Origin of the sequence: Amycolatopsis sulphurea (genome assembly GCF_002564045.1) — a bacterium.
GTDB lineage: Bacteria > Actinomycetota > Actinomycetes > Mycobacteriales > Pseudonocardiaceae > Amycolatopsis > Amycolatopsis sulphurea.
Map to the genome: position 1 here is coordinate 3,546,396 of NZ_PDJK01000002.1, position 16,360 is coordinate 3,562,755.

Sequence of the window (16,360 nt, forward strand, 5' to 3'; positions counted from 1 at the left end):
GGCCTGACCAGTTCGGCCCGACCAGTTCGGCCCGACCGGCCGGATCAGGGCTGCGGTTTCCCCGCAGCCTGCCGCTGCGACGCACCCTGAACGTTGCCGTTTTCCTTGGCGCCGTTGGCATTCGGCGTACCGTCGTTGCCTGCGGGCTTGGGCGAGGACGACGGGCCCGGCTGAACCGGCTTGGCTGCCGGGGTCGTCGGAGACTCCACCGCGGCAGGCTCCGCCTTCGCGCGAGGAGACCCCGGTTCGTCGCCACCGACCAGCTTCGCCGCGGACGGGATCACCTTCTCCGCGGGCAGCGCGGTCAGCAGGCCTTCGCTGCGGCCGAGCACTTCGTCCGCCATCGCCAGGTTCTTACGGGCCTGCTCGCGGATCTCGGCGAGGCGTTCGACCTTGCGGGTCGCCGCCGTGGTCCGCTGCGCGGCCTGCGTGGTGGCTTCGTCCAGCCGCCGCTTGGCCTCGGCGGTGGCCTCCTCGACGCGGCGGGTCGCCTCCGCGGTCGCCTCGGCGATCCGGCGCTCGGCCTGGTTCTTGCTCGCCGTGCGCTGATCGGCGATCAGCTTCTCGTGCGCGGCGCGCTCCGAGGTGATCTTCGTGTCGAAGTCACGCTCGATCTTGCGGCGCTTGCGCTCGGCCTCGGTGTCGAGCAGTTCCCGGCGCTGCGCCGCCTCGACGGTGAGCCGCTGCACCTCGGCGCGGGTCTGGTTGAGCGCCGACTCGTGCTCCGAGTGCAATGCCTCGGCCTGCTTGTCCAGCTCCTCGACCAGCCGGTGGTAGCGCTCCCGCAGCTTCGTCGACGCCTCGGTGGAGGAGGCCCAGTGCTTCTCCGCGGCCACCTGCGCCCGCTGGGTCACCTCCTCGGCCCGCGCGTGCGCGAGCTGGACGGTGCGCTGCATGCGCTCGTCCAGATCCTCCAGCCGCTCCGGCGGTTTCAGCAGCTCGTCTACGCGGGACTGCAGCTTGCCGACCTCGGCACGGGCCGACTCCAGCTCCCTGGACAGCGTGGCGATCTGGGTCGCAGCCACCTCGCGGTCGCCGATCAGCCGGCGCACCTGCGCCTCGAGCTGATCGAGGTACTGACGCACCTCGGTGCGGTCGAAGCCGCGCCACGCTTCGGTGTACTCGCGGCGCAGGGGCAGGAGGCCGGCCGGGAGGCCATTGTCTCGCTCGGGAACCATGTCCACGACCGTACCCGCGCACACCGTGTCGTCGCCGTCAGGAGTGGTGATTCACTACCCGGCAGCCGCGGTGATCGCCGGAACGGCCGTATCCGGTCTTCACCAGTGGAAGCCGCGGGAGAGCCGGGCCAGTGCGGTGGCCGCGCGGGACAGGTGCAGCTCGCCCCGGCCGATCTTCAGCCGCCCGGTGCCGCCCGCCGCGGTGGAGTCCGGGAAGATCCGGAAACCCTGGTAGGCGATCGCATCGGTCAGCCCGGGAGCGAGCGCGTAGGTCAGCCCGATCGCCTGCCCGGCGGGCGTGCCGATGTGCTTCGGCCGCTCGACGAGCGCCTTGAGCACCATGTCCGCGGCCTGCTCCGGGGACTTGGTGGGAAACGCGTCGTAGATCTTCGTCGGCCGGATCATCGGCGTGCGCACGAGCGGCATGTGGATGGTGGTGAAGGTAATACCGTCGCCGTGCGTTTCGGTGGCCGCGATCCGGGAGAAGTAGTCCAGCGCGGCCTTCGACGCGGCATAGGCGGAGAACCGCGGCGCGATGCCCTGCACCCCGATCGACGAGACGTTCACGATGTGCCCGAACTTCCGCTCCGACATGTGCGGCAGGACCGCCAGGATCAGCCGGACCGCACCGAAGTAGTTGATCGCCATCGCACGCTCGTAGTCGTGCATCCGGTCGTAGGACAGCTTGATGGACCGGCGGATCGAGCGGCCGGCGTTGTTCACCAGCATGTCGATGCGGCCGTGCTCGGCCAGCATCGCGTCCACTGCCTTGTGCACCGAGTCCTCGTCGGTCAGGTCGGCCGGATACACCGAGGCCGTGCCGCCCGCCGAGATGATCTCGTCGCGCACCTCTTCCAGCTCGTGCTGCCTGCGCGCGACCAGCAGCGGAACCCCGCCCGCAGCGGCGACTTTGAGCGCGGCAGCGCGCCCGATGCCCGACGACGCACCGGTGATGATCACGCGCCGGCCGTCCAGCTCCCCGCGCGGACCGTGCTTGCGGGCCCGGAACGGGTCGAGGTGCTCGCGCCAGTACCGCCACAGCGTGGCCGCGTAGTCTTCGAGCCGCGGCACCTCGACGCCCTTGCCCGCCAATGCTTTTCGGGTCTCCGCGGACGCGAATACCGAGGGAAAGGCCATCGTCTCCAGCAGTACCGGCGGGATGCCCAGCCGCTCCAGCACCGCGTCACGCGCGATCGTGAAGCCCGGGATGTGCTCGCTGAGCTTCACCAGCCCGAGGATGCCCTTCGACACCGATTCGCCGAGCTGCGCGGTGATCGTCGGCGCCCCGGCGGCGCGGGCGAACGCGTTGTACACCGAAACCACCGGCTGCGGCTCGGGGTTGACCAGGTGGAAGGCACGCCCGTCCAGGCCGTCCGTGGTGACCAGCGCCAGCAGCGCGTTCGCCACGTAGTCCACCGGCACGACGTTGGTGTCGCCCAGATCCGGGCCCACGACCGGCAGATCGGGCAGCCCGGCCAGCCTGCTGATCGCAGGGAACAGGTAATAGGGGCCGTCGACCTTGTCCATCTCGCCGGTCCGGGAGTCGCCGACCACCACGGCGGGCCGGTAGATCCGCCACGGCACCTCGGCCTGCTCGCGGACCAGCTTCTCGGACTCGAACTTGGTCCGGTGGTACGGCGTGATCAGCCGCTGGCCCACGTCGAACATGTCCTCGGTGAACAGTCCTTCGTGGTCCCCGGCCACAGCCACCGAGGACACGTGATGCAGCAGGGTGCCCGCGCCCAGGTCCGCGGCCAGTTCCACGACGTGCTGCGTACCGTCCACATTGGCCCGGATGCTGGACTCGTCGTCCGCGGTGAGGTCGTAGAGCGCGGCGAGGTGCACCACGTGGTCCACTCCGCGCAGGGTTTCGCGGTCCGCCTCGGACACGCCCAGCATCGGCTCGCCGAGATCGCCGCCGACCAGCGTGACGCGCTCGGCGTGCGGCCAGTCGTCCACCAGCGCGGCCAGCTTGGCCCGCGAACCAGGCCGCACCACGAGCGCCACCCGCGCCACGTCCGGACGGGCGATCAGCCGCCGGGTGAACTGGCGGCCGATCAGCCCGGTCGCGCCGGTCACCAAGAACGTCGCCATCTGTCTCACCCTCCGCCGTGCGCCGCTGGACCCCTAGCGCATTGTGCTGCATGGCCGCCGTACCGGCCACCGTCCGCCCAGCTATGTTACTCGCTGGTAACTAGGACGATGGCCGCAGGGTGAGCTCAGGCCGGGTCGGCGATCACAACCCGGTTCTCCTCGTAGCCGTCGTTCCCGCCGACCCAGCGGCCACCGCAGGTCACCAGCACCACCCGGTGCGGGCCCGCCTGGCCGAACAGCTCGTCCGCGCGGGCGGCCAGATCGTTCTTGTGCACCGTGATCAGCTGCGAGATCCGGTACCGGGTGGTCTTGCCCGCACTGTCCACAATGGTCACCACCCCGCCGATGCGCTCGGCCCACAGCTCCGCGAACGGCCCGGTCGCGCCTCGCCAGTTCACATGCCCGGCGAACACGCTGGCGCCGCTCACCGCGGTCAGCTCGGCACCCCACCAGGCGGCCTGGCCGATGTTCGAAGGCACCGGAAGCGTGTTGCCCGGTCCGAGTCCCTGCCGCATCATCGCCGCGGTGCCACCGCCGGGCAGCCGGATGGTGCCCGGCCGCTGCGGTTCCGGCTGCCGGTGCTCGGCAGGCGCCGCGGGTGGCGGGGCAGCGGCGGGGGAGCCGGGCGGGGGAGCCGGCGACGACGCCGGTGGTGGCGTGGCCGCCTCGGGTGCCCCGGCGAGCGGGGAGAGTGCGCCGGGGGCCGGGATCGCACTCCCGGCCACCGCCGTCGTCGGCGGTGAGGTGATCACCACCGTGGCGAACTCCACCGCCAGCACACTCGCCGCGCCGAGCACGAAGCCGGCGACCAGCCTGCCCTTACCTGTCATGCCTTGCCCGTCCTGCCGGTCCTCGCTACCGCCGTGCCGAACGCCGGGCGAAGAACCCGACCAGGCCCGAGCCGAGCAGCACCAGCGCGCCGAGGCCGGCCACGCCGGGCACCGAGAAGGTGGTCTCGGTCGTGCCCTTGGCCATGGCCACCGGCTGGTCCCCGGCGGGGATCGCGTGGGGCACCTCGTTCGGGGTGTTGGCCAGCGCGAGCGACAGCGTGCCGCCCGGCTCCAGGGAACCACACTCGGTCGGCGGGTTGTTCGGGTCGAAGGCGTTGGTGTAGCCCGGCGGCGCATTCACCTCGACCACGCAAACTTCTTGCGGGGCAAGGAGATTCTCCACGGTGGCCACGCCCTCTTCGCCGTTCGTGGTGACCACGACCGGCTTCCCGTCCGGGCCGTTGAGCGGCTTGCCGTCCTGGCCGGTGGCGGCGCTCTTGCGGTCCTTGCCGGTCACCCGCAGTGTCGCGCCGCCGATGCCCTTGCCGGTCTTGGCGTCCTTCTTGGCGATCTGCACCTTGCCCGGCTTGGCGATCGCGACCGTCCCGGTGGCGGTCAGCGTCTTCTCACCGCCGGTGGAGACCACCTTCTGGATCCCGTTGTCGAGCGGCTTCTGCACGTACGGCCGGTCGGCGGGCGCGGACATCGCGGCGGCCAGCTTCGGCTGGGCACCGGTGGGCGTGAGCTTCACGGTGACCTTGCCCTCGGCGTCGGTCTTCACCGTCGTCTCGGTCTTCGCCGCCTGGGTGGCCGAGCTGCCGCCGTTGCCGGTCTGCTTCGCGTCGCCGGCGCTGCTGTTGGTCTCTTTCGCGTCGCGGTCGCTGGTCTGCTTGGCGTCCTTGCCGCTGCTGCCGGTCTGCTTCGCGTCGCTCGAATCGCTGTCGATGGACGCGTCCGTCGCGGTGAGCTTCACCGGGACATCGGCGACGCCGGTGCCCTTCGCGTTCTTGACCGTGACGGTCCAGCTCGCCGGTGCGTCGAGGTGCTGCGGGTCCTTCGGCCCGGCCATCGAGGCCGTCCACGGGCCGCGGTTGGCTTCCGCGTCCGCGGTCAGCTTGTCCACGTCCGCGTACGCGCCGGGAGCTTGCTCCTTGAGCTTGTTCAGGTGGTACGTCGTGTCGTAGCCGATTTTTTCGGCGGGTAGCGACTTGTCGAGGTCTTTCTCGTTTCGCGGCTTCGAAGTCCACGAGTGCAGCAGGTGCGCCAGTGCGGCGGCCTGGTCCGCGTCCTTCGTGTTGCCGTAGCGGAGCAGCAGGTACGAGATGTTGGCCGCTTCGTCCGCGGGTAGCTTCGTGCCCCACTTCGTGAGCAGCTCGTCGCCCGGCTTGTACTCCTGGTTCGAGTCCGGCGCTTTCAGCTGGAAGCTGACGCAGAACACGTCCTTGCCGCCGACGTGGTACGAGCCCAGCCAGTTGTAAGTGGGCGTGTGCGACGCGACCGGCTGCCCTGGCCGCACCTCGTGCCCGACGCCTCGCTCGGTGTCGGCCATGGCCGGTGTGGTGCCGACCGCAGTCACGGAGAGCGCGCCGAGCATCGCCGTGGCGACCAGCCCGGAGACCGCGCGCATCCGAGCACGCGGGCGTGAGATCCACCCCATGGTGTGTTGACTCCTTCAACGGCCCACGGCGACGTCCGGTTCGACGTTTTCGCAGGTCACCCGATCGAATAACTCCCTGACACGCGTTCGGTTACTTTTCGAACACGCGATGTGCAGGTTCTCGGGTTACCGCCGGTGTTGTCTAGGGGCCATCGGGTGAACTGCGCTCAGCGGTCGTGAGCTGCGTCGCTTACCGTGGCGTATGGGGTTCGGTCCCCACTTCCAGGTGATGGGTAAAGTCAGCTTTACCGACGGGAACCAGCCGCCCCTCATGGTCGTTGAACCCGATGCATGGTGCCAGTAAGTCCAGGAGGACAGGTGCGATCCACTAGCAACCCGGCGTTCCGCAATCTGCCGCGTGACGCTTCCGCGCACGGGCAGTACGGGCCGAATGTCGGCTTCGAGCAGCCCTACGGCGCTCCGCAGGGCCAGGGCGGTGTGCCCGGGTACGGCCCCGGCCGGCCGGGCACGGCTTCGGCCGACCGCCCGATGACAGTCGACGACGTGGTGATCAAGACCGGGCTTTCGCTCGCGGTCGCGCTGGTGACCGGCGTGCTCACCGCGATCTGGGCGCAGTCCCAGCTCGTGGTCGACGGGGCGGGCCGGGTCAGCGGGATGAACGGCGCGCTGCTCGGCGCGCTCATCGGCGGCCTGCTCGTCGGGCTGGTCAGCTCACTGGTGATCATCTTCCGGCGCAAGCCGAGCGGACCGCTCACGCTGGTGTACGCGGGGGCCGAAGGGGTGTTCCTCGGCGCGCTGAGCGGGCTGTTCGAGCTGTTCCTGCCGGGCATCGCGCTGCAGGCCTTGATCGGTACCGCGGGTGTGTTCATCGCGATGCTGGTGGTCTACAAGACCGGCGCGGTGAAGGTCACGCCGAAGCTGACCAAGTGGATCATCGGCGCGGTCGCCGGCGTCGCCATCCTGATGCTGGTCAACCTGCTCACCGCGGTGTTCTTCGGTTTCAACCCGCTGCGCGACGGCAGCCCGCTCTCGATCGTGTTCAGCCTCGTGGTGATCGGCATCGCCGCGTTCAGCTTCCTGCTCGACTTCGACCAGGCCGACCGGATGATCCGCGCCGGGATGCCCTCCCAGTGGGCCTGGTACGCCGCGTTCGGCCTGATGACCACGCTGGTCTGGCTGTACCTGGAAATCCTGCGGCTGTTGTCCTACCTGCGCGAGTAACGCTCGCCCAGGTCTCCCAGAGAAGGCGCTCCGTGCTGCACGGGGCGCCTTTTCGTTCGTCTTCGTTCGTCTTCGTTTGTCCGGGCGGGTTTCTCCGCACTCCGTGGGGGCAGGCTGCGAGCGCCGATCGGCAGTCCTACCGTGCGCGCCCGCTTTCCCGGGAAACCCCCACGGACGACCAGGAGACCCCGGCGGCCGTCGAACCAGCGCCACGCTGAGCTTGCCTCCTTGCCTCCTTGCCTCCTTGCCTCCTTGCTGAGCCGCCTCCCCGCCTCCCCGCCTCCCTGCCTCCCTCTGAGCCGCCTGCTGCCTCAGCCCGTTCCGGCAGCCCGCCACCCCGCCCGTGGCCGCTTCTCCGTTTCCTGCCAGAAGGCTGTGAAGGGGCCCTTCACGGACTCTGAGTCCGTGAAGGGCCCCTTCACGGACCTCACGCCGAGCCGAAGCGGGGTGAGCGGGCGCCAGAGGGGCGGCTGGGGGCGCGGGCGGGTACGACGCTGGGGTTGAGCGCGGCAGGCGGGTGACCTTCTCGCGACTGGGCTGACCGCTGTGCCCTCGCTGTCGAAGCCGAGCTGGCAGGACAAGACCAGCCTCACCGGCGTCGGCATCATGATCTGCGCGTCCGTCGCGTCCGTCGCGTCCGTCGCGTCCGTCGTGACCATCACGACCGCCGCGGCCGGGGCGTCTCTCGTGACCGTCGTGACCATCACGACCGCCGCGGCCGGGCCGTCTCTCGCGACCATCGTGACCGGGGCGACCATCGCGACCGGGGCATGGCAGATCCACAGCTCGATCCCGCGGCGCACCGGCGGCCGCCGCGGTCCTCGGCGGTGTCCTGATGTGCATCGGCGCGCGGCTGCCCGGCTGCACCTTCGACGCCCATCCCGGCTGCGCCGTCGACGCCCATCCCGGCGGCATCCCGGCCGGTAGCCTGCACGGCCGCCTGTGGGGGATTTTCGCGCTTCCGGCACCCGGGTCGGGCTCCGGCCACGGCCGATGTCCGGTCTGCGCAACCGTGCGCCTACCGACAGTATCTGCTGATCACGCCTGCTGATCTGTTCGGTAAATTCGCTGGGAAGCGACTTCGGACTCGGCTACCCTCGGCCACGCGCGCAAGGGGGACCCGCAGCGGCTTCGTCGCACGCGGGCTTGCGCATCCATCGCTTGAGAATATGGGGTACTCACATGTCCGCACCAGCGGCGCCGGAGGGCGCCGGGGAGAAGCTCGACTCCGGCGTGCTCAAGGTCGCCGGCGTGGTGGTGCTCGGCGCCATCATGGCGATCTTGGACACCACCGTGGTCAACGTCGCGCTGCAGAAGCTGACCATCGAGTTCGGCACCTCCTTCGACACCATCCAGTGGGTGGCCACCGGCTACATGCTCGCGCTGGCCACGGTGATCCCGATCACCGGCTGGGCCGCCGAGGCGTTCGGCACGAAACGGCTGTACCTGATCGCCATCGGCACCTTCCTGGCCGGCTCGATGCTGGCCGGGATGGCCTGGAACGTGGAATCGCTGATCGTCTTCCGGGTCCTGCAGGGTCTCGGTGGCGGCATGCTGATGCCGGCCGGCATGACGATCCTGACCCGCGCGGCAGGTCCACAGCGGATCGGCCGGGTGATGTCCGTGCTCGGCGTGCCGATGCTGCTCGGCCCGATCTGCGGCCCGATCCTCGGCGGCTGGCTGGTCGACGCGGTCAGCTGGCGCTGGATCTTCTACATCAACGTGCCGATCGGCCTGATCGCCTTCATCTGCGCGCTGCGCGTGCTGCCGAAGGATCAGCCGGAGCGGGGTGGCCGGTTCGACTTCCCCGGCCTGCTGATGGTCTCCCCGGGCCTGGCGGCGTTGATCTTCGGCGTCTCCCGGATTCCGTCGACCGGCACGGTCGCTTCGGTGGAGGTGTGGCTGCCCGCGCTGGCGGGGATCGTCCTGCTGGTCGCGTTCGTGCTGCGCGCGTCCCGGATCGAGCATCCGCTGATCGATCTGAAGCTGTTCCGCAACCGGACGTTCTCCGTGGCGATGATCACGATGACCGTGTTCTGCATCGGTTTCTTCGGCGCGATGCTCCTGCTGCCGACCTACTTCACGCTGGTGCGCGGGGAATCCGCGCTCAACGCCGGTCTGCTGCTGGCCCCGCAGGGGCTCGGCGCGATGCTGACGATGCCGATCGCCGGGCGGCTGGCGGACCGGATGCCCGCCCGCCGGGTCGTGCTGCCCGGCATGGTGCTGCTGGTCCTCGGCATGGTGGTCTTCACCCAGGTCGGTGCGGACACCCCGTACCCACTGCTGATGGCCGCGCTGTTCGTGATGGGCCTGGGCATGGGGGCCACGATGATGCCGATCACCTCGGCCGCCCTGCAGACGCTGCGGTCGAAGGACATGGCCAAGGCCTCCACCGCGACGAACATCCTGCAGCAGACCGCGGGGGCGATCGGCTCCGCGGCGATGTCGATCGTGCTGGCCGCGCTGCTGGCCGGGAAGTTCGGCGTGCCGACGAGCCAGGGGCAGCTGGCGGCCACCGCGGCCACGCTCAACCCGGCCACCCACGAGGTCGCGTCCGGGCTCACCGCGGACGCGTTCGCGAACACCTTCCTCTGGGGCCTGGTCGCGCTGGCGCTGTGCCTGGTCCCGGCGTTCTTCCTGCCGAAGAAGCGGGAAGTGGCGGCGCGGGAGCCCGGCGAGGACGTGGCGCCCCCGGTCCCGATGCACTGACCGTGAAGGGGCCCTTCACGGACTCTGAGTCCGTGAAGGGCCCCTTCACGGCTTTGGTCAGGAGAGCCGCTCCAGGACCATCGCCATGCCCTGGCCGCCGCCGACGCACATCGTCTCGAGGCCGAATTGCTTGTCGTGGTGCTGCAGGGAGTTGATCAGCGTCGAGGTGATCCGCGCGCCGGTCATGCCGAACGGGTGGCCGATCGCGATCGCGCCGCCGTTGACGTTCAGCCGGTCCAGCTCGATGCCGAGGTCGCGGTAGGACGGGATGACCTGCGCCGCGAACGCCTCGTTGATCTCCACCAGGTCGATGTCCGAAATGGACAGACCGGCGCGGGTGAGCGCCTGCTTGGAGGCCTCGACCGGTCCGTAGCCCATGATCTCCGGGGACAGCCCGGTGACGCCGGTGGACACCACGCGGGCCAGCGGGGTGAGGCCGAGTTCCTTCGCCTTCGTGTCGGACATGATCACCACGGCCGCCGCGCCGTCGTTGAGCGGGCAGCAGTTGCCCGCGGTGATCCGGCCGTCCGGGCGGAACACCGGCTTGAGCCCGGAGACGCCTTCGAGGGTGACCCCCGCGCGCGGGCCGTCGTCCTTGGCGAGCACGGTGCCGTCGGGCAGCGTGACCGGGGTGATGTCCTTGGCCCAGAAGCCGTCCGCGATCGCCTTCTCCGCGAGGTTCTGCGAGCGGACGCCGAACTCGTCCATCTCCGCACGGGTGATCCCCTTGAGCCGCGCGAGGTTCTCCGCGGTCTGGCCCATCGCGATGTAGACGTCCGGCAGCCGGCCGTCCTCGCGCGGGTCGTGCCAGCTGTCCGCGCCGGTCTCGGCGGTGGCCCGGGTGCGCGCCTCGGCCTCGGCGAACAGCGGGTTGCGCGTGTCCGGCCAGGAGTCCGAGCTGCCGTTGGCGAACCGGGACACGGTCTCCACCCCGGCGGAGATGAACACGTCGCCCTCGCCCGCCTTGATCGCGTGCAGGGCCATCCGGGTGGTCTGCAGGCTGGAGGAGCAGTACCGGGTGATCGTGCAGCCGGGCAGGTGGTCGTAGCCCAGCTCCACGGCGACCGCGCGGCCCATGTTGAACCCGGACTCGCCGCCGGGCAGCCCGCAGCCGAGCATCAGGTCGTCGATGTCGGCCGGGTCCAGCTGCGGCACCTTGGCCAGGGCCGCGCGGATCATCTGCACGGCGAGGTCGTCCGGGCGCATGCCGACCAGCGAGCCTTTGCCGGCGCGGCCGATCGGGGAGCGGGCGGTGGAAACGATGACGGCTTCGGGCATGTCGGGACACTTCCTCGGGTCAACGGCACTAAGCGGTTGCTCACCATACTGCCGCTTCCCGGCCGGTACGGAAAGACGAAGGTGACCCATCTCCTGGCCCCGGGCACAGGGTCCCGGCAAAGTCGGTCGGGACCCGTGATCAGCAGAGCGAGAGCCGTGGCTGCCGCGTCATCGTCGACGGCGCCTGCCATCTTCGTCGATCACGCCCGGCAGCGGGCGAAGCTGAGGTGTTCGAGGCGCGACCACCTCGTGGTGTGCGCCGGACCTGTCCCGGGTCTGTGAAGGGTCCCTTCACAGACTCAGAGTCCGTGAAGGGCCCCTTCACAGACCTCCGCCGGCTGCGCAGGGCCCCTCACACCGACTTTGCCGACACCCTGGCCCCGGGCATGGCAGGATCGCCGCCGTGCTTCCGTCCAGCCGGGTACTGACCACCCGCACGATCGCCTGGTGGGGCGCGGGCATCGTGCTGCTCGCCTGCCTCGCCGCCACGGTGCTGCTCCTGCTGCTCGGCCAGGGCAGACCGGAGGACACGGCCCGGCTCGACGCGCTGCGCACCGCGGCGAACGTCGTGGTCGGCACCGGTGGCGCGGCCGCGCTCCTGCTCGCCGCCCGGCGGCAACGCTCGGCCGAGCTGGACTTGGTGCAGAAGGATCACGACGCCACCCAGCGCAGGATCACCGAGATCTACGGCAAGGCCGCCGATCAGCTCGGCAGCGACCGGGCGCCGGTCCGGCTGGCCGGGCTGTACGCCCTCGAACGGCTGGCGCAGGACCACCGAGAGCAGCGCCAGACCATCGTCAACCTGATGTGCGCGTATCTGCGCATGCCCCACAATGACGAAGCTGAGGAGATCCAGGTGCGCAAGGCCGCGCAGCGGATCCTGCTGCTGCACCTGCGCCCGGGGACCGCGCCGGGGCCGCTGGGGTCGTTCTGGCCGGACATCGACCTGGATTTCTCCGGTGCCCACCTTGTCGCACTCACTCTCACGCATTGCCGGATCCGCTCGATCGTCTGCTATCAGACCGAGTTCTTTGAATTCGCCGCGTTCCGGGGCACCGAATTCGGCACGAAGGCGGATTTCAACCAGGCTGTTTTCCGGGAACGCGCGGACTTTCGCGGCACCACCTTCGGCGACGAGCGGGAGAATTTCCACGGCGCCCAGTTCGAGAAACAGGCCGAATTCGGCGTCAAATCGGCGGCCCGGCTGGACGGGGCGCTGGTCCGGCCGGGACACAAGCGGGTCTGGCCGCCGGGCTGGGTGGAGCGGCCCGGCGCGGACGGCTGGGCGAGAATGGTCCGATCGGGCGTTCCCGAATAGTGGCGGAACCGCTAGAATGTTCGGCGCGTCCGAAAGAAAACCCGAAAGCCGTGGAGGTGAACCGGCTATGACCGTCAGGCAGTGGTTTTTGCTGGCTGTCGCCCCGTGGGAATATTCCGATAAGGCGACGGCATGTGGCGCCGGGACGAATCTCCGGGACGGGATGGCGGATCGGCGTTCGGCGGCCCTCGGGCCGATCCCGGTGTAGACGCGCGGCTTGGTGGCTGCCCAGGTCCTCGCCGGGAGGCCCGACCTCGCCGAGCGTCGCCCGCCTGGCCCGACGCGCACCCGGAGACCCCGGTCGCCGCGGCCGTCCGCGCTGGACAGCCCCGCCGGGCCGTTTAGGCTTCCGGTGTGGAGTACGCAGAGCACATCGTGGACCTCGTGGGCAACACCCCGCTGGTCAAGCTGAACTCGCTGACCAAGGGCCTCAAGCCTTTGGTGCTGGCGAAGGTCGAGTACGTCAATCCGGGCGGCAGCGTGAAGGACCGCATCGCGTTGCGCATGATCGAGGCCGCCGAGGCCTCCGGCGAGCTGCGGCCCGGTGGCACGATCGTCGAGCCGACCTCCGGCAACACCGGGGTCGGCCTGGCCATGGTCGCCCAGCGCAAGGGCTATCGGTGCGTGTTCGTCTGCCCGGACAAGGTGAGCGAGGACAAGCGCAACGTGCTGCGCGCCTACGGTGCCCGGGTCGTGGTGTGCCCGACCGCGGTGCCGCCCGAGCACCCGGATTCCTACTACAACGTCTCCGATCGGCTGGTGCACGAGATCGAGGGCGCCTGGAAGCCCAATCAGTACGCCAACCCGGAGAACCCGGCCAGCCACTACCACTCGACCGGACCGGAGATCTGGCGCCAGACCGACGGGCGGGTCACCCACTTCGTGGCCGGGGTCGGCACCGGCGGCACCATCTCCGGCACCGGCCGGTTCCTCAAGGAGGCCAGCGACGGCGGCGTGCGCGTGGTCGGCGCGGACCCGGAGGGTTCGGTCTACTCCGGCGGCACCGGACGGCCGTACCTGGTGGAGGGCGTCGGCGAGGACTTCTGGCCGGAGACCTACGACCGCGAGGTAGCGGACGAGATCATCCCGGTCAGCGACGCGCATTCGTTCGACATCACGCGCCGGCTCGCGACCGAGGAGGGCCTGCTGGTCGGCGGCTCCTGCGGGATGGCCGTGGCGGCGGCGCTGAAGCTCGCCGAACGGCTCACCGAGGACGACGTCGTGGTGGTGCTGCTGCCCGACGGCGGCCGCGGCTATCTGACCAAGGTGTTCAACGACAGCTGGATGTCTTCCTACGGTTTCCTGCCGCCGGACTCCTCCGGGGCCACCGTGGGCGACGTGCTGACCCGCAAGAGCGGCTCGCTGCCCAGCCTGGTGCACTCGCACCCGAACGAGACGGTGGCCGAGGCGGTGGCGATCCTGTCCGAGTTCGGGGTCAGCCAGATGCCCGTGGTCAGCGCGGAACCGCCGGTGATGGCGGCCGAGGTGGTCGGCGCGGTGAACGAGCGCGCGCTGCTGGACGCGCTGTTCACCGGCAAGGCACAGCTCGCCGACCGGCTGGAGACGCACATGTCGCCGCCGCTGCCCACGATCGGCGCAGGGGAGCAGGTGAGCGCGGCGATGAAGGCCCTGGAGGCTGCCGACGGCGCGCTGGTGCTGATCGACGGCAAGCCCGCGGGCGTGGTCACCAGGCACGACCTGCTCGCCTTCCTGGCGGGCCGGTAGCCGGACCTGCGGTTCCCGGGCCGGGGCGTCTGCGCGCGCCCCGGCCTGCGATCCGATAGCGTGCGTCGTATAGAACGTTCTCGCGTCGTCGTCAAGGGGGTTCAAGACCCGCATGAGTGCTCCGCAGCCACCGAACGAGTCCGAGGACGGCGGCCGGCAGCCGTCGCCGCAGGACCCGTCGAGTGGCCCCACATCGCAGCAGGACAGTCCCTTCGGCGCGTCGGAGCCGACTCAGGTGGTCCAACCGGGCCAGCCGCCGCAGCCCGCCTCCGGTGGCGTCTTCGGCGACACGCCGGAGCCGACCCAGGTCGTGCAGCCCCCGCAGCCGGGTGATGCGAACGCCACCCAGGTCGTCAACCCGGCGGGCGGCCCCGAAGGCACCGCGGAGTCGACGCAGCTGGTCCCGCCGGGGCAGCAGCCGGCCATCCCGTACGCCCCGCCGCCGAGCGCGGCGGACAACCCGGCCGCGCTCGGCGGGTTCGGCCAGCCGCCCGCGTTCGGTCAGCCAGGCCAACCGGGTCAACCCGGTCAGCCGGGTCAGGCGCCGCAGGGCTTCGGCGCGCCGGGCGGATTCGACCAGCCGCAGGGCTTCGGCGGACCCGGTCAGCCCGGCGGTTTCGGGCCGCCCGGCTTCGGTCAGCCGCCCGCGTTCGGCGCACCCGCGGGGGCGGGCGGCGGCAACCCGGTGTTCGGTCTCGTCGCCGGCGGCGTGACCGCGCTGCTCGCCGTCGTTTCGCTGATCTACTCCTTCCTCTACATGGGCAAGGTCAGTGACTACTCCGCCTATCTGGACACTGCGCCCAGCCAGGCGGACTTGGACAAGTTCTACGAGCAGTCCGGGCTGTCCAGCCCCGGCACCCTGTGGATCTACGTGATCCTGGTGCTGGTCGGCGCGGTCGCCGCGCTGGCCGGTGGGGTCGGGCTGGCGCTGGCCGGACGGCTCGCCGGGATCCGCAAGTTCGTGCCGATCGCGGTGGCGGCCGGCGGCCTGCTGGTCGCGGTGTTCTCCGTGCTGCTGATGATCGGCACCACGATCAGCGGTCCGCTGGCCGACAAGCTCAAGCAGCTCGGTTCGACCGGCGACACCATCGCTTCCGGCATGGGCCTGCTGACGGTGATCCTCGGCGTCATCATCCTGATCGTCGGGGTGCTCGGCCTGATCCCGGCGACCGCGCGGTATGTCGGCCTCGGCAGCGGCCCCTCGGACGGTCCCGGGCAGCCCGGTGGCTTCGGCCCGCCGCCGGGTGGCTTCGGCCAGCCCGGGCAGCCGGGTCCCTTCGGCCAGCCGGGTCAGCCGAGCCCCTATGGCCAGCCCGGTGGGTTCGGTCAGCCGGGCGGGGCCAACCCGGCCAGCGCCCCGACGCCGCAGCCGGGCTACGGCCAGCCGGGCAGCTATGGCCAGCCTGGCCCCTTTGGTCAGCCGGGTCAGCCGGGCCAGCCCGGTGGCTACGGTCAGCCGCCGCAGCCGGGCTACGGTCAGCCGCCGCCGGGTGGCTTCGGCCAGCCGGGCCAGTACCCGCCGCCGGGCGGCCAGCAGCCCCCGCCGGGCTATGGCCCGCCGCCGCAGCAGCCGGGTCAGCCGGGTCCGGGCCAGCCGGGCTACGGCCAGACACCGCAGTGGTGAGCCGCTGAAAATCCCGCGAAGGGCGCCTCCGTACGGAGGCGCCCTTCGTCGTCCGCGGACCATTTCCGGTGAAATGCAAAATGGTGGTTATCCCGATCTTGCTGCGTTCCGGCAGCCGGGGGAATCGCCGCCGGATTTCCCGGCCGGGTGCGGTGGCCTGGCGGTAGCGGGGATTTTCCGGGTTAGGGTGAGCGCCGATCGTCCCCGCCTTTCATCTCGAGGAGAGTCACGGTGCGCGGATCCACCGCCCGGCAGGTGCCGCGGAATCGGTACCCGGACAGGGAATCTCGGCATCCTGGCCGGGGCAGCGCACTCGCGGCGGGCCTGCTCGGGCTCATCGCGGCGGTGGCTGCCGGTTATCTTCCGGTCACGCGATTCATCGATATTCCGTTCGGATTCAGTCTTGGTGATCTTTCGCCATGGACACTGGTGGATCTCGGCGCTTATCTGGGCGCCGCGCTGGCTTTTCTGGTCGGTTCGCTGGCGACCTTCTTCCGCGCGGTCACCGGCGCGGTACTGCTGGTGCTCGGCGCCCTGCTGGCGATCGGGGCGATCCTGCTCGAACCGTTCCTCGGCGCCGGGATCACCTACGCCGAGTACTTCCGCGCGGTGTTCCGGCTGGACGGGTTCGCCGCGCTGGACCACGCGGTCCTGATGGTCGCGGCGCCCTTGGTGCTGCTGCTCGCCATACTGCCCTCGACCTTCGGGCATCTGCGGTTCCGGGCCCCGGCGCTGCCGCTGGACTGAAGCTTCGCCGGTCGGACCTGCGAAATTCGCCACGAACGGGGCGACGGCCTGGCACGATACGGGGACCGTACCCGCGGC

12 protein-coding genes are annotated in these 16,360 nt (G+C 70.5%); 7 read left to right on the plus strand and 5 right to left on the minus strand.

Features of this window, described 5'->3' with window-relative positions; all coding sequences use genetic code 11:
- Nucleotides 1–44: 44 nt before the first annotated feature.
- From ATK36_RS22395 to ATK36_RS22410, 4 genes are all read right to left on the minus strand, one after another.
- Complete coding sequence (locus ATK36_RS22395; protein ID WP_098515099.1) at nt 45–1,178, minus strand: coiled-coil domain-containing protein; 1,134 nt, start codon at nt 1,176–1,178, stop codon at nt 45–47.
- Nucleotides 1,179–1,277: 99 nt separating this feature from the next.
- On the minus strand, nt 1,278–3,272 hold the full coding sequence (locus tag ATK36_RS22400; RefSeq protein ID WP_098513295.1) for an SDR family oxidoreductase: 1,995 nt from the start codon (nt 3,270–3,272) through the stop codon (nt 1,278–1,280).
- A 125-nt stretch (nt 3,273–3,397) separates the two neighbouring features.
- Nucleotides 3,398–4,102, minus strand: coding sequence for a class F sortase (locus ATK36_RS22405; RefSeq protein ID WP_098513296.1), 705 nt, complete (start codon nt 4,100–4,102; stop codon nt 3,398–3,400).
- A gap of 25 nt (nt 4,103–4,127) precedes the next feature.
- Entirely contained in the window at nt 4,128–5,699 is a 1,572-nt protein-coding gene (locus ATK36_RS22410; RefSeq protein ID WP_098513297.1) for an MSCRAMM family protein, read from the minus strand.
- A 318-nt stretch (nt 5,700–6,017) separates the two neighbouring features.
- Here ATK36_RS22410 and ATK36_RS22415 point away from each other — a divergent pair, with 318 nt between their 5' ends.
- From ATK36_RS22415 to ATK36_RS22425, 3 genes are all read left to right on the plus strand, one after another.
- Nucleotides 6,018–6,881, plus strand: coding sequence for a Bax inhibitor-1/YccA family protein (locus ATK36_RS22415; RefSeq protein ID WP_098513298.1), 864 nt, complete (start codon nt 6,018–6,020; stop codon nt 6,879–6,881).
- 546 nt (nt 6,882–7,427) lie between these two features.
- Complete coding sequence (locus tag ATK36_RS22420; protein WP_098513299.1) at nt 7,428–7,808, plus strand: hypothetical protein; 381 nt, start codon at nt 7,428–7,430, stop codon at nt 7,806–7,808.
- Between the two features lie 255 nt (nt 7,809–8,063).
- On the plus strand, nt 8,064–9,590 hold the full coding sequence (locus ATK36_RS22425; RefSeq protein WP_098513300.1) for a DHA2 family efflux MFS transporter permease subunit: 1,527 nt from the start codon (nt 8,064–8,066) through the stop codon (nt 9,588–9,590).
- A gap of 57 nt (nt 9,591–9,647) precedes the next feature.
- Here the strand turns inward: ATK36_RS22425 and ATK36_RS22430 are convergent, their stop codons facing one another.
- Nucleotides 9,648–10,868: an acetyl-CoA C-acetyltransferase gene (locus ATK36_RS22430; RefSeq protein ID WP_098513301.1), complete on the minus strand. Its 1,221-nt coding sequence runs from the start codon at nt 10,866–10,868 to the stop codon at nt 9,648–9,650.
- A gap of 403 nt (nt 10,869–11,271) precedes the next feature.
- Here ATK36_RS22430 and ATK36_RS22435 point away from each other — a divergent pair, with 403 nt between their 5' ends.
- The 4 genes from ATK36_RS22435 (at nt 11,272) to ATK36_RS22450 (ending at nt 16,282) form a co-directional block, all read left to right on the plus strand.
- On the plus strand, nt 11,272–12,186 hold the full coding sequence (locus ATK36_RS22435; protein ID WP_098513302.1) for a pentapeptide repeat-containing protein: 915 nt from the start codon (nt 11,272–11,274) through the stop codon (nt 12,184–12,186).
- A gap of 354 nt (nt 12,187–12,540) precedes the next feature.
- Nucleotides 12,541–13,911: a cystathionine beta-synthase gene (locus tag ATK36_RS22440; protein ID WP_098513303.1), complete on the plus strand. Its 1,371-nt coding sequence runs from the start codon at nt 12,541–12,543 to the stop codon at nt 13,909–13,911.
- A 112-nt stretch (nt 13,912–14,023) separates the two neighbouring features.
- Complete coding sequence (locus ATK36_RS22445; protein ID WP_245915001.1) at nt 14,024–15,535, plus strand: hypothetical protein; 1,512 nt, start codon at nt 14,024–14,026, stop codon at nt 15,533–15,535.
- A 231-nt stretch (nt 15,536–15,766) separates the two neighbouring features.
- Nucleotides 15,767–16,282 (plus strand): hypothetical protein, encoded by a 516-nt coding sequence (locus tag ATK36_RS22450; protein WP_245915004.1) that lies wholly within the window; start codon nt 15,767–15,769, stop codon nt 16,280–16,282.
- The last annotated feature ends 78 nt before the right edge of the window (nt 16,283–16,360 follow it).